This window comes from Pseudoflavonifractor sp. MCC625, assembly GCF_018784545.1.
GTDB lineage: Bacteria > Bacillota > Clostridia > Oscillospirales > Oscillospiraceae > Pseudoflavonifractor_A > Pseudoflavonifractor_A gallinarum.
The window spans coordinates 214,241-227,104 of sequence record NZ_WQOJ01000010.1; the positions used below are offsets into that span (position 1 = coordinate 214,241).

Below are 12,864 nucleotides of genomic sequence, written 5' to 3' on the forward strand. Positions count from 1 at the left end.
ATCAAAGGCGGAAAATTGGAATGGGCGGCGGCAGGGAGAGCCCCGACCGCCGCCCATCCGCTATGGCCCAGACAGAGTTGGCCAGGAGAAAGGTATTTGTTCCGAAGAATCAGTATTTGACCTTGAATACGGTCTGTTCCGTGATGTCGGTGGCCAGGGCATCCAGGGCCACACCGACCCGGTGATAGCGCAGCTTCCACTGGGTCTCGGCGGAGGTGTTGGGATCGCCCAGAGGATAGGGAATGGAAATGGTGGGAACCATCCGGTTGGCGCCGACCGTAGAGGCCACGGGGATCAGATTGCACATCTGGACAATGGTAAAGCCGGCACGCTCAAACTCTTTCACCATCGTTGCACCGCAACGAGTGCAGGTGCCTCACGTGGAGCCCATGATGATGGCGTCTACTTTGTCCTGCTTGAGGAGAGGAATGATCTCTTTGGCCATGCGGCGGGCCTCGGCCTCAGTGGTGCCGGTGCCGACCGTGGAGTAAAAATAGGGGTGCAGGGAGCCAAATTTACCCTCACGCTCATAGGCGCGCATTGCGTCCAGGGGCACGATGACATTGGGGTCAGCATTGGCGGCAGCGGGATCGAAGCCGGCGTGGATGGTCTTGAACACGCCGCTCTCCAGCCGGTCCATGCCGGAAATGTCATAGCGGCCCCAACGGGTGGCAGAGGCGGACTGGATGCGGTCCGGGTTATCCACCGGGACGATACCGCCGGTGGTGCACAGGGCGATGCGGGCCTTGCTCAGGTCCTGAATCGCGGGGGCGATGGGGACGAGATCCTTGGCAGGAATGACCAGCTCGGTCTGATAGGGTTCCCCATTGAGCTTGTGGATCAGCATTTCCACACCGCGCCGGGCAGCGGGCTTGTTACCCACAGGCCAGGCCTGGTGCCGCACGCCGCGGGGGAAGATTTTCTCCTCGGTTGCACCGGTGTGGGGCTGGCCGGTCAGATCCTTGTTGATGTAGTTGGCCATGAGGGTCACGTCACCGCGCATCTTGGCGGCAGACTTGCCGCCCACAAAGATGGGCATATCCTTGCGGAACATCTCAACGCCGGGATTTTCCACATGCATGGAGGTGAGCACCGGCACGCCGTACCGGTCATGGACGGCCTTGCAGATGGTGCCGCAGGCAAAGCCGTAGCGTCCGGCCTGGAAGGCGGGGCCGGCTACGAAGAGGTCAAATTCCTTGTCGGAGAGGAAGCCGAGGATGGTCTCTACCGCCTCGTCGGTCCGGGAGCCCATGAAGTTGTCGCCGCAGACGATAGTGTGGGTCACCTCGCCGCCGTTGGGCTTTACCAGAGCGTTCAGAGCCATGGCAGGTCCGATCAGCTCAGCCTTGATAAAGGGAGCCTGATCGGCCTGATCTTCGCCGCCGATGCCGGCGAAGAACTGATTGATGTAGTGAATAATTTTCATATAGATTCCCCTCCTTGATTAAAATTCCAGCATAGTCTTGGGGGACCAGCCGGCGATCTGGTCGCCGCAGAACATGGAGTTGTTTTCCATGATGATGGAGCCGTCCGGACGGACCGAGGGACCCAGGATCTCATCGCCGGCCCAGCCGCCGGAGAGGCCGTCCCGGGCCAGAGCCTGGAGCTCTCCGATGACCGTGGAGCAGGGGGGCAGTTCAATGAGTTTGGAGACATTGCCGGTGGAGACCAGTGCGTTGCATTTCTCATCCAGGGTCACCAGGGGCTGGGAGCGGCCGTCGCGGCCGGTACACTCGTTGGAGATGCCGACCACCTTGACGCCCACATCCTCCAGGGCCACGATGCAGCGGACATAGTCAGCATCCGGATTGCCGTAGCCCTCCTCAGTGACGATGGCGCCGTCGGCTCCCAGGTTGAGAGCCATGTTGGACACCATGACGGCGGCGCGCTCCTTCTGATCCAGGGCCACGTTCAGGTTGGACATGATGACGCCGATGAAGTTGAAGGACTTGCCGTCCTCCGCCATCATCTCCTGGATGGTGGGGAAGTTCTGGAAATCGTAGGTACACCACTTGGAGGAGCAGGGCATGAAGGAACCCGAAATGATGGCTCCGTCCAGCACCTCGGTGGGGCTGACAAAAGAGGGGAGATACTTATTCATATCCCAGCCGTAGAGCAGATCGTTATAGCCCAGCTCCTCCATCTGAGACTGCGGCTGCATAACCAGCACCACATTGGGCAGCCCGTTCTTTTCCCGCTGTGTGACGGGAGTAAAGTCAAAGACATCCACATCCTCGGGTTCCAGGTCCTTTACAGCCTGGCCAATGTACTCGGCCAGACGGTGCGCGGCCCAGCGGATGGCGTGGTTCTTCTTCTGCTGCTCATAACGCTCAAACTCCTCGTCCGTGTCCATGACCATGCACACGTTGATGAGCTGGGAGAAGATGGTGTACTTGGCGCCCTCGCCACCCATGTCGATCAGTCCGTCGCCGAAGGAACCCCAGTGCTTGCCTACGGCCAGCACACTGCATCCCTTCAGAGCGTGGACCCGGCCCTGGCCAGCGGGGCAGACCTCGCCGGTCACACCGGGAAAGAGGGTGCGTCCGTCGGTGCGGACGCGGGGCTCCACGGCCTCCTTGACCGGGCAAATGCGGGTGTCGTCACCGGGGCGGGCGATGACCAGATCCAGGTCGGTGATGTGCTCATCCTCACCGCGCAGGTAGGCGATGGCCCCCTCCTTGTCGATGGTCAGAAGACCGTTGGAAAATTTGGTTTCCGGCCCAAACTGAATGTCGGTGACGTGGAAATTTCCAATTTCCAGTTTCATAAACAGACTTCCTTTCTTTTCAGAGTGGATCATTGGAATGGGGTTGCTTATGTGGATTTCTTTTATCGAACATGATTTTATTATCATGTTCGATAAAAGTCAAGGGCGTTTTATAGAAAAATCCGAGGGGAGGTCTTTGGGGAGGATGTGTTGTCTACTTTGTACAAAAGAGTTGACGAAATAAAAATATTGGGGTAATATTATTATAAAATCACGATAAAAAAATACTTGGAAAAGAGATGGCGTATGGCAAGACACCCCTATACCAGTGAAGAACGCGCGCAAATTTTTGCACGCTTTATTGTGGCGGCCAACCAACTTATGGAAGAAAAAGGCGTCAACGCGGTTACGATCCGCCGGGTGGCGGAATTGGCCGGATACAAGAGCTCCACACTGTATCACTACTTCAGTGATCAAGATCACCTGATCATGTACGCGTCCATGAAATATTTTCAGGAGTACAATCGGCAGCTGGCCATCTATATTACGGAGCTCCAAGACCCTTATCTGCGGTTCCGGGCAACCTGGGAGTTTTTCTGCGACTCTGCTTTCCGGCATCCCGATGCCTTTTATCGCCTGTTTTTCGGGCGCTATTCGGATGACCTGGAGGAGATTATTCGGGTCTACTATGAGGTGTTTCCCGATGAAATGCAGGATACCGACCCCATTGTCCGGGAGATGCTTCAGCACGGCTCACTCCTCCAGCGGAATATGAGTATCATGCGGCCGCTGGTGGAGTGCGGCAAAGTTCCGGCGGATCGGGCAGAGCTCTGGAATGAAATCATCGTGCACTGCTTCCGGGTCATTCTGGAGGAAAAGATGCTCCGGGGCGATGCACTGGAAAACGCCAAACTGATCGAGCGGCTCCAGGACTATATCGGCGCACTGATCGAACGCCCGTGATTACCGCGGTCTCTGTGAGCGGGGGAGAATGCTGAGTTTAAACAGGAAGAGTCTGTTACAAGCTGTGGTTTTCAGCCCAGAACGAGAAATTTGCGCATAAAAAAGTTACCGGCAACCGTTAAACTGACGGTTGCCGGTAACTTTTTATCCGAGTAGTTTTTTGAAATCTGGTATTGCGGCCTAAGAGAACAGCGCCTTGGAGGTATCGATGCTGTGGCCGGAGGGATTGTCGATATCCGTGCCGTTGCCGGAAAATTCTGAGCCATCGAAGCTGAGGGTCAGATCGGTGGGCACATTCTCCAGCAGCACGGCGGTGCCATTGTTCACAAAGTGATTATCGTGATAGCGGCTGTCGGAGGCGGACTGTCCGGTGGAGTTGAAGTGGAAGCCCACCTCATTGTCGGTAAAGGTACACTCGGTCACATTCACCCAGGCGCTCCCCTGGGACTGGAAACCGGTCTTGTAGCCGGTAAAGGAGCAGCCGATGGCCCAGGTCTTGACGGGAGCAATGATGCCGATGTCGGTGCCGTCTCCAACAAAGTCCATGTCATAGAAATAAGAGATGAACTGGTAATTGCCGCTGCCGATAGTTACCGAGCCCTTGAGAACAGTGCGCCCCGCCCCCTCGTCGGTACAGCCGTAGAACTCATAGGCCCGGGCCATCTTCAGATCCCCTTCATAGGTCACGGGGGGCAGGTAGATGTGGATCAGATCGGAGGGGGCAACCTCCCGGACGGTCTGGTCCAGCAGGGCTTGCAGCTCCTCCACGGTGTTCATGGGGTAGTCCTGCCAGTGGTACTCGTGGGTGATGATGGGGGTAACGTGGATGTTCTGGCGGATGCGGATCTCGTCCCCGTTCTTCATCTGGATGGTCCAGATGATCTGGGGCTCTCCGGAATCGCCGGTAAAATCGAGGGAGCAGATCATGGCGGCGTCGGGGGAGTACTCCTCGTCGTGACTGGGCTCTCCGGCGGTGAGAGGATCGGCGGCGTTCTCGTCCTGAACCACCTCCACGGTGACTTTCTCCACCAGAGGCTCAAACTCCGCCCAGGCATCGGCGCCGGTAGCGGCGTCGTTGACATACCACCGGGAGGGCCAGCGATACTCCTCGTCAGGGGAGCCCTGCTGGTAGATGTCGGGGGCGGGGGCACAGCGGTCGTTGGGCCAGGCCACCAGCAGCTGATAGGTCTTATCCCCGCTCTCGTAGTACACCACGCCCAGCTCGTCATACTGCTGGGGCACATAGGGGCGATTACAGTACCAGACAGCCCCACCGATGGCGGCGATTACCACCAGGGCCAGCAGGCCCAGCAGAAGCTTTTTGAGCAGAGGGATAGGCTTTCTCACCTTTTTCCGGGCGTGGACGTCCTTGGCGCAGTGGGGACAGAAGGCGGCGTTTTCCGGCAGGGGCGCGCCGCAGTGGGGGCATTTGTGTTCCATCATGGGATTCTCCTTTACTCAAAGGTGACCTGGGACAGGTCCAGGGGCTGGTCGCAGGGGTTGAGGATGCTCTGGGCGTTGGCCCGGAAGGCGGAACCCTGGAAGTTGAGGACCACGTCGGTGGGGACGTTATCCAGCTGCACCGCCACATCATTGCCCTCAAAGAGGTTGTCGTTGTACATGGAGTGGTTGGCGTACTCTCCCGTGCTGTCGAATTGGAAGCCGATGCCGTTATTCCGGAAGGTACAGCCGATGACATTGGCCCAGCTGGTGCTGTAGGCCAGTACACCGGTGTCCCAGCCGGTGAAGGTACAGTTTGTGGCCCGGAAGGGAGAGGAGCCGGAGAGACCGGTGCCGCTGCCGCTCCCCACAAAGTCAATGTCTTGGAGATAGGCGATCTCGCTGTTAGGTGCCACCACCTGAACGGGGCCTGTGAAGGTGGTACGCCTCCCGGCTTCGTCGGCAGAACCGTACAGGTTCATGCTCCGGCTCTGGATCGTGATTCCGTCCGCATAGGTCACCGGGGGCAGGTAGAGGTTGATGACCGCCACAGGGTCCGTTACCTGGTCCGGGATGGCGTCGATGAGGGCCTGCAGTTCCTCCGTCGTGTCCATGGGGTACTCCTCCGGGTGGTAGTCGTACACCGGGATGGGGATCACCTCATAGGTCTGCCGGAGAGAAATGGTGTCTCCGTTTTTCATGTGAAAGGTCCACACCAGCTCCGCCGGGGCGCTCTGCCCGGTGAAGTCGATGAGGGAGATGAGGGGACACTCGGGCGCGCCCTCGTTGTAGGCGGGCTGGGAGCATACGAAGGGGGAGGGGCTGTCCTCCTGGCCGGTAAAGGCCGCCGTTACCTCCACCACCTCCGCCAGGAAGGCCTCCGAGGCGTCCACGCCGTTATGGGTGTCGTTGACAAACAGCCGGGAGGGGACCCGGTATTGGCCCTCCGGCTCCCCGGGAATGGTCAGCTCCGGTACGGGGGTGTAGCGGTCTACGCTCTGGGTGAGCAGGAGCTGATAGTTCCCGTAGCGGACCTCCCCATAGCCGTCGTAGGTCCTGGGGGCGAAGATTGCCCACAGCCCGAACCCGACGGCGGCCAGCACCGCCAGAGCCAGCAGGGCCAGCAGCAGCTTTTTCAGCAGGGGGACCGGCTTTTTCGCCGCTTTCCGGGAATGGATGTCCTTCGCACAATGGGGACAGAAAACGGCGTTTTCCGGCAGGTCTGCGCCGCAGTGGGGGCATTTGTACTCCATGACTTATCCCCCGTTCCCCTGATGATCCAGCATGGTGTAGCCCAGCAGGTTGTAGTCCTGGTCCAGCAGCAGGTAGCACCGCCACCGGCCCTCTTTGGGCAGGAATTCCTCCAGGCGCTCGATCTCCCGGCACTGGCGCTCCAGCTCCGGGCTGTGGAGGGTGTGCCACAGGGCGTAGATCTGGGCGTCGTCCTTCCGCAGCACCGGGCCCTGGCCAGTATTGTAGCCGTTTAAGAACCACACCGCCCCGGAGGAGGGAATCTCCTCCGGAGAGATGTAAGTGGAGAAATCATCTTCCCAGTTGCCCTCAAAGGCGGCCAGCTCCGCCTCGTAGAGGTGGGTGAAGTCGTAGTCGCAGTTCACCACGTCCATCTGCCACTTGCCGTCCCCCAGGCTGGTGGGGGAGCCAATGAAGTAGCCCATCAGGTGGGTGTTGCTGTCAAAGATCAGCAGAGACACCCGGTTGTTGGAGTCATTGCCCGCGCTGTACATCCCCCGCTCGCCCACGGCGGATTGGGTGCCACGGGAGGACACCAGCTGGGCCATCTGGTAGCTGTCCACCAGGTAGTCGTCGATGTTGTCGCTGCTCTTGGAGGTGGTGCCGAAGTCAATGGCGATGAGGGTGGGGAAGAACTCCTCCAGATATTCGGGGGTGACCGTCACCATGCCGTCTTCGTCCTCCTGAAAAACCACGGCCGTGGTCTCCCCGGCGGGGAGGCCGGTGGAGGAATCGTGCAGCAGTACCCAGCCTGCCGCCGCTGCTGCCGCTAGAATTACCAGCAGCAGAACCCATTTCAGGCCCTTACGCCACAGGTGGGAGGGAACGGAGGCCGCTTTCCGGGTGCGGATGCTCTGGGCGCAGTGGGGGCAGAAGGAGGCATCTGCCGGCAGAGGCGCGCCGCAGTGTGGACAGTTATGTTCCATAAAGAACCTCTCTTTCATTCAAAGATGACATGTACCGTGCTGAGAATGTTGTCGGTAGCATTGAGGATATCCTCCTCGTTGCCGGAGAAACGGGACTGGGCCAGGCGGATGGTATGATTGCTTGGTACCCGGACCAGATCCATGCCTATTCCATTGTTTACAAAGGTGTTGCCGGTAAAATCGGTGTAGTTAAAATAGGTCCCGGCGCTGTCAAAGCGCAGGCCAACCCCGTTGTCTTCGAACCAGCAGTCGATGGGATCGGCCCAGTTCTCTCCGCCGATCAGCATGCCCACGTCCCAGCCCGTGAAGCGGCAGTCCTTCACCCGGTAGTCGGCCTCGATGGTAAGGCCGGTGCCCGAGCCGTTCCCCTGGAAGTCGATGCTTTGGATCGAGGTCAGGGAATTCTGCTCCGGCGAGAGGACCACTGGCCCCAGGAAAGAGGTGCGCCGTCCCTGCTCGTCTGCGGAGCCAGAGAGCTGGATGGCCCGCCGGTCAATGGTGAGTCCGCCCTGATACTGGACCGGGGGCAGATGGAGATGGATCACGGTGGGCAGGGGGACCTCCTTCTGGAGGCGGTCCACCAGGGCCTGGAGGTCCTCGATAGTGTCCATATCATAGTCCTCCGGGTAGCAGTGGAGGGTGTCCACCGACTGGAGGTTCAGGGTCTGCCACAGAAAGATGGTATCCCCGTTTTTCATGGTGATGGTCCACTCCATCTCCACCGGCCCCCGGCTCTGACCGGTGAACTCCAGCGAGGAGACCAGCAGACCCTCGGACAGTTCCTCACCACGGATGGGGGGCTGGCAGATCACAGGGGAGGGATTGTCCGGCGGCTGAAATACCCGGACCTGAACGGACTGGGTGTGTTGATAAAACATCTGCCCTGCATCCGTTCCGCTGTCCTGGTGGAAGATAAAGAGCTTGGAGGACCGCTCATAGAAACCGTCCGCCTCTACCGGCATGGTGCGTTCTGCCTCCGGGGTGGGGAGGTTGCGGAAGGTGAGCAGCAGGCGATAGTCTTGACCGTTCAGATGGTAAATCAGCTCCCCAGAGGCATTGTATACGTCTGGAGTGGCGGCGTCATATAGTAAAACCGCGGCCGCTGCCAGAGCGGCCAAGATCAACAGCCGAAGGGCACGCTTCAAAGGGCCCACCCACCGGCGAACAGGTACATCCACCTCCTGACGGGGGCGGATGCTCCGGGCACAGTAGGGGCAGAAGGAGGCACCTGACCACAGGGACGCACCGCAGTGGGGACAGTCGTGCTTCATAGGAATTCTCCCGTTTACTCAAAGGTGGCGTAAGTGGTATCAATGACATGGCCGGTGGGGTTATTGATGTTGGCGTTGTTACCGGAGAACCGGCAGCCGGAGAAGTAGATGGTCTGCGTACCAGGTACTTGCAGCAGATTTACCGCCATCTGGTTGCGGAGAAAGGTGTTGCCCTCAAAATCGGTACAGTTCACATAGGAGCCCGCGCTGTGGAAGCACAGTCCCACGTCATTGTCCTCAAAGGAGCACCCCACCGGGTCGGCCCAGTCTTCCCCGCCCACCAGCATTCCAGTGTCCCAACCGGTGAAGAGGCAGTTGCGCACCCGGCAGTCGGCCTCAATGGTGAGGCCGGTGTCAGAGCCACTGCCACGAAAGTCAATGTTTTCGATGATGGTCAGGGGGTCCTGCTCCGGCCGGATGACCACCGGCCCCAAAAAAGCGGTGCGCATATTCTTCTCATACACCGAGCCGGAGAGCTGGATGGACCGCTTGTCAATGGTGAGCCCTCCCTCATAATGGACCGGAGGCAGGTGGAGTCGCACCACCGTGGGCAGGGGGACCTCCTCCTGGATCTGGTCCACCAGGGCCTGGAGGTCCTCGATGGTGTCCATGTCGTAGTCCTCCGGGTAGTAGTGGATAGTGTCCACCAGCTCAAAGGCCAGCGTTTGTCGGAGAAGGATGGTGTCCCCGTTTTTCATGTCAATGCGCCACTCTACCTCCACCGGTCCCTGGCTCGTTCCGGTAAAATCCAGCGTGGAGACCAGCAGGCTGCCGGCGTTATCGTCGGAAAAGAGCGGCGCATGGCAGATGACCGGGGAGGCGTTGTCCGGCTGGAGCACCCGGACCTGGCAGGAGTCGATCTGCTGGTTAAACATCCGCCCCGCGTCGATCCCGGTGTCCACGTGGGTAATGATCAGCTTGGAGGAACGTTGATAGCTTTCGTCCGACTCCACCTGTACGGTGTATTCCGGCTCCGGAGTACCGTCGTTGCGGAAGCTGACCGCTAGGTGGTAGTCGCTGCCGTCCATCTCATAGATAAGCTCCCCATAGGCGTCGTACACGTCGGGTGTGACGGCGTCATACAGCAAAATCAAGGCCGCGATCAGAGCGGCCGCCGCCAGCAGAAGCCCGGCCCGTCTCAGTGGCCGCAGCCATCGGCGGATGGGTACGAACACCGCCTGCCGGGGATGGAGATCCTTTGCGCAGTAGGGGCAGAAAGAGGCGCCCTCCGGAAGGGAGGCGCCGCAGTGGGGGCAGTGCTTTACCGGCCCGGGCATCCTCAGAGAGCCTCCATCAGCCGCAGCACGTTTTTATAGCGGTGCTGGGGGTTGACGTGGGTACAGCGGTCCACGATGCGGCCCATTTTGCCCCCCGCCAGCTTTTTGGAGGGGTGTTCCCCGGTGAGCATGACGTTGATGAGCACGCCCAGGGAGTAGATGTCGGTGCGGATATCCGACTGGGACAGGCCGTACTGTTCCGGGGCGGCAAAGCCGGTGGTGCCCAGGATCTGGGTATCCATCTCATTCTCCGGCTTGTGCAGGCGGGCGGCATCAAAGTCGATGAGCACCGCCTGATCTCCCCGGAGGATGATATTCTCCGGCTTCACATCCCGGTGGACTGCGCCGATGGAGTGGAGGACCCACAGGGCATGGCACACCTGAATGACCACTTTTTTGGTCTCCTCCGGGGAAAAAAGTCCGCCCTCCAGCAGAAAGCCCAGGGTATCGCCCGCGATAAATTCCTCCACCACCAGGTTTTCGCTCCCCAGGCTCGCCACCTCAAACACCGTGGGCAGATTGGGACAGGTGTAGTCCAGTAATTTGTAATAGACCTCCGGATTGCCGGTGAACTGCCGGAGGATGAAGCGCTGGCCGGAGGCTTTGTGACGGATGAGCTGAACGCTGCCCCGGTCGCTCTGCTTGAGCATGCGCACAGGGTCGTATTCTTCTTCGAGACGATGTTGCAACCAAGTATAAATGGAAATCACCCCAAAATCAGAGACACTATGCAGTGTGCATATTGTTATCAATCACAAAATGTTGTAGATTTAGTATATACAATCTGACCATGGAAGTAAAGAGGGGGGGATCTGTGGTGAAAGAAAAGACCACTGACGACCTCCGGCAGGAATTGATGACCCAGCCGGATATTGATTCTTATATCAAAGAAAATCAGGAGTTTTTCTGTGACTGGAGCGTCTCGGAACTCCTGGGACAGCTGTATGAAAAGAGCGGCCTTTCCAAGGCGGGACTGGCCCGCAAGGCCGGGATGAGTGAGGTGTACCTCCATCAGATCTTTTCCGGGCGGAGGAAACCGTCCCGGGATCGGCTGCTCTGTCTGTGCATCGGCCTGGATGCAACGCTGGATGAGACCCAGCGCCTGCTCAAGCAGGCGGCCTATGCCCAGGTCTATCCCAAAAATAAGCGGGATGCCATCATCAGCCACGGGATCATTCACCATACGCCGTTGAGTGCCATCAACGACAAGCTGTTCGCCGAGAATGAGAGGACCCTGTTCTAAATAGGAATGGGCCGCAGACGATTGTTTCGGCAAAGAAAATGCCAGGGACCCGCTGTAAGGGCGGGACCCTGGCATTTTGATGTTTTGGCTGTGTGGGTGCACCGGGCGCCCAATCGCAGAAAGGGCGTTCCAGGTCAGGAGGGCTGCTCTTCCGGCGCGGGGAGAAACTTTGCGGCGACCACTTTGTGAAAAAGAAGGGCAAAGAGCAGTCCAAACGCCACGCCCAGGAAGGTATTGACGATGCGGAGCAGGACGGCCTGCTGGACACCGTAAATACCGGCACCCAGCATCAGTGCGCCGAAGCAATTCATCGCCGTTTTGTAGTGGTAATCGGTGCAGAAGCCCAGGCACAGTCCCCCCAGCGGACCGAGCAGGGAATGCAGCGCCTCGGGGGTGAGCTGATAGAGTATAAAAAACAGACAGGAGCCTGCAACGGCGCCCACGATACGCTGCCGGAAGCGGAGGGTAGTATCATGAGAGTAGGGATACTGGGAGAGTAGGGATGCACAGGCAAAGCCGATCCACATGAAGCGCTCCATTCCCCAGATCTGTCCCGCCGATAATACCAGGCTGACCCCCAGGGCCATGCGCAGCTGCCAGAGATGGACGGGATTCGAGAGGCTGAACTTCCGCACCACATGGTGAAAGCGGATCTTTTTGTGCAGCTCCCGGTGTTTGGCAAAGAGGATCGCGCCGCAGATGAGGTAGCCCACCAAGGCCAGCATACCGCGGCGGACAAGTGCCTCGCCGCTGACCGGATTGCCGGTCAGATAGACGTAGGCGAAACTGTACAGACCGCCATTTCCCAGCTCCGGCCGTTGGGTGGTGATATACAGCAGTCCAAAGAAGGCCGCAAAATGGAGCGGGATCAGGCCTACCGGCGGGATCACGGCCGCTGCACTGGGGGCCAGCACCAGGATGGCAAGGGCGATTGCCAGTGTGAAGAGGGAATCACCGACACAGTATTTAAAATTGACAAAGCGCAGGCCCAGCATGATACAGAATAACGCTACGGCCATGGCGGTGTTATCCGCGCCGAAGATGCCGGACAGGAGGCTGATAAATACAATGGCAAAGGCCACGATGAGCACGGAGCGCACCGTGATTGCCAACCAATAATAATTCTTTTCCTGCAGCGTTTCACAGGCGGCGATCTTTCGCTTTAGAATGGACGGGTCCATCTGTAAGGCATCATAAAATTTCATGGTCAAGGTGCTTGTTCGGTCCTTTCTCGATCTGTGCGGCCAGTTGATCGGTATGAGATAGAAATTGCTCAAATACGTCTCCTGTGCTGCGCCACAGGTCGTAAAAGGGCTGTAAAATGCTCTCATATCCCTTTTTCAGTTCAGACAGGCCGGATTCGGTGATAAAAAGACGATAGCTTCGCTCATCCTCCGCCTGGCGCTCCTTGCGGACGCAGCCCTTTTCAAAGAGCGACTTCAGGCAGCGGCTCACCGCCTCCTTTTTCATACCGCTCCCCTCGCTGAGCAGGAAAGGGGTATTTTGCCCGGGATTCAGATAGAGCCTTGCCAACAGCTCGCATTCACTGGCGGTCAATGTAGACTGCCGTGCCGGAAGCAGTGCACGCACGACCTTTTGCAACTGCTGCTGATAGTGCGCCATATCGGTCCATTCGATCTGCATAGATATCCCTCTTCTATATAGTTAACGTTATTAAGTATATAGACGGTGTTTTGACCTGTCAAGAGGACAGTGCCGCATTCTTGCAGAACAGCAAAATTTTTTACACAAAAAACCCGGCTGTGCAGAGAGGCACAGCCGGGTT

12 protein-coding genes are annotated in these 12,864 nt (G+C 58.5%); 2 read left to right on the forward strand and 10 right to left on the reverse strand.

Annotated elements, in window-relative coordinates:
- Positions 1 to 109 precede the first annotated feature (109 nt).
- Positions 110 to 1,426 carry a betaine reductase selenoprotein B gene (gene grdH, locus GPK94_RS03920; RefSeq protein ID WP_215654578.1) on the reverse strand — a complete coding sequence of 439 codons (1,317 nt, stop codon included), beginning with the start codon at positions 1,424 to 1,426 and terminating at the stop codon, positions 110 to 112.
- A gap of 18 nt (positions 1,427 to 1,444) precedes the next feature.
- Positions 1,445 to 2,767 carry a glycine/sarcosine/betaine reductase component B subunit gene (locus GPK94_RS03925; RefSeq protein WP_215654580.1) on the reverse strand — a complete coding sequence of 441 codons (1,323 nt, stop codon included), beginning with the start codon at positions 2,765 to 2,767 and terminating at the stop codon, positions 1,445 to 1,447.
- Between the two features lie 246 nt (positions 2,768 to 3,013).
- Between GPK94_RS03925 and GPK94_RS03930 the strand changes: the two genes are divergently transcribed.
- Positions 3,014 to 3,670: a TetR/AcrR family transcriptional regulator gene (locus GPK94_RS03930; RefSeq protein ID WP_256447297.1), complete on the forward strand. Its 657-nt coding sequence runs from the start codon at positions 3,014 to 3,016 to the stop codon at positions 3,668 to 3,670.
- Between the two features lie 180 nt (positions 3,671 to 3,850).
- Here GPK94_RS03930 and GPK94_RS03935 read toward each other — a convergent pair whose 3' ends face one another.
- From GPK94_RS03935 to GPK94_RS03960, 6 genes are read right to left on the reverse strand one after another with little or no spacing between them, the layout of a single operon-like run.
- Positions 3,851 to 5,113: a zinc ribbon domain-containing protein gene (locus GPK94_RS03935; RefSeq protein ID WP_215654584.1), complete on the reverse strand. Its 1,263-nt coding sequence runs from the start codon at positions 5,111 to 5,113 to the stop codon at positions 3,851 to 3,853.
- An 11-nt stretch (positions 5,114 to 5,124) separates the two neighbouring features.
- Positions 5,125 to 6,363, reverse strand: a complete 1,239-nt coding sequence (locus GPK94_RS03940) for a zinc ribbon domain-containing protein (RefSeq protein ID WP_215654586.1) — start codon at positions 6,361 to 6,363, stop codon at positions 5,125 to 5,127.
- A 3-nt stretch (positions 6,364 to 6,366) separates the two neighbouring features.
- Positions 6,367 to 7,287, reverse strand: coding sequence for a zinc ribbon domain-containing protein (locus GPK94_RS03945; protein WP_215654588.1), 921 nt, complete (start codon positions 7,285 to 7,287; stop codon positions 6,367 to 6,369).
- Between the two features lie 14 nt (positions 7,288 to 7,301).
- Positions 7,302 to 8,558, reverse strand: coding sequence for a zinc ribbon domain-containing protein (locus GPK94_RS03950; protein ID WP_215654590.1), 1,257 nt, complete (start codon positions 8,556 to 8,558; stop codon positions 7,302 to 7,304).
- A 14-nt stretch (positions 8,559 to 8,572) separates the two neighbouring features.
- Positions 8,573 to 9,835 (reverse strand): zinc ribbon domain-containing protein, encoded by a 1,263-nt coding sequence (locus GPK94_RS03955; protein ID WP_215654593.1) that lies wholly within the window; start codon positions 9,833 to 9,835, stop codon positions 8,573 to 8,575.
- Positions 9,836 to 9,837: 2 nt separating this feature from the next.
- A complete protein-coding gene (locus GPK94_RS03960; RefSeq protein WP_207724984.1) occupies positions 9,838 to 10,485 on the reverse strand; it encodes a protein kinase in 648 nt (215 codons plus the stop codon).
- A 167-nt stretch (positions 10,486 to 10,652) separates the two neighbouring features.
- Here GPK94_RS03960 and GPK94_RS03965 point away from each other — a divergent pair, with 167 nt between their 5' ends.
- Positions 10,653 to 11,078, forward strand: coding sequence for a helix-turn-helix transcriptional regulator (locus GPK94_RS03965; protein WP_346727983.1), 426 nt, complete (start codon positions 10,653 to 10,655; stop codon positions 11,076 to 11,078).
- A gap of 134 nt (positions 11,079 to 11,212) precedes the next feature.
- Here the strand turns inward: GPK94_RS03965 and GPK94_RS03970 are convergent, their stop codons facing one another.
- Together GPK94_RS03970 and GPK94_RS03975 are read right to left on the reverse strand one after the other, a co-directional pair.
- A complete protein-coding gene (locus GPK94_RS03970) occupies positions 11,213 to 12,283 on the reverse strand; it encodes an FUSC family protein (RefSeq protein WP_215654597.1) in 1,071 nt (356 codons plus the stop codon).
- Positions 12,270 to 12,722, reverse strand: a complete 453-nt coding sequence (locus tag GPK94_RS03975) for a helix-turn-helix domain-containing protein (protein ID WP_207724983.1) — start codon at positions 12,720 to 12,722, stop codon at positions 12,270 to 12,272. The genes GPK94_RS03970 and GPK94_RS03975 overlap by 14 nt, the downstream gene beginning before the upstream one ends.
- Positions 12,723 to 12,864: the final 142 nt, after the last annotated feature.

Bases quoted from the DNA above. Each gene is read 5' to 3' on its own strand.
- GPK94_RS03940 (WP_215654586.1), bottom strand. From the start codon at position 6,363: ATGGAGTACAAATGCCCCCACTGCGGCGCAGACCTGCCGGAAAACGCC.
- GPK94_RS03970 (WP_215654597.1), bottom strand. From the start codon at position 12,283: ATGAAATTTTATGATGCCTTACAGATGGACCCGTCCATTCTAAAGCGA.
- GPK94_RS03955 (WP_215654593.1), bottom strand. From the start codon at position 9,835: ATGCCCGGGCCGGTAAAGCACTGCCCCCACTGCGGCGCCTCCCTTCCG.
- GPK94_RS03945 (WP_215654588.1), bottom strand. From the start codon at position 7,287: ATGGAACATAACTGTCCACACTGCGGCGCGCCTCTGCCGGCAGATGCC.
- GPK94_RS03975 (WP_207724983.1), bottom strand. From the start codon at position 12,722: ATGCAGATCGAATGGACCGATATGGCGCACTATCAGCAGCAGTTGCAA.
- GPK94_RS03925 (WP_215654580.1), bottom strand. From the start codon at position 2,767: ATGAAACTGGAAATTGGAAATTTCCACGTCACCGACATTCAGTTTGGG.
- GPK94_RS03960 (WP_207724984.1), bottom strand. From the start codon at position 10,485: ATGCTCAAGCAGAGCGACCGGGGCAGCGTTCAGCTCATCCGTCACAAA.
- GPK94_RS03930 (WP_256447297.1), top strand. From the start codon at position 3,014: ATGGCAAGACACCCCTATACCAGTGAAGAACGCGCGCAAATTTTTGCA.
- GPK94_RS03935 (WP_215654584.1), bottom strand. From the start codon at position 5,113: ATGATGGAACACAAATGCCCCCACTGCGGCGCGCCCCTGCCGGAAAAC.
- GPK94_RS03950 (WP_215654590.1), bottom strand. From the start codon at position 8,558: ATGAAGCACGACTGTCCCCACTGCGGTGCGTCCCTGTGGTCAGGTGCC.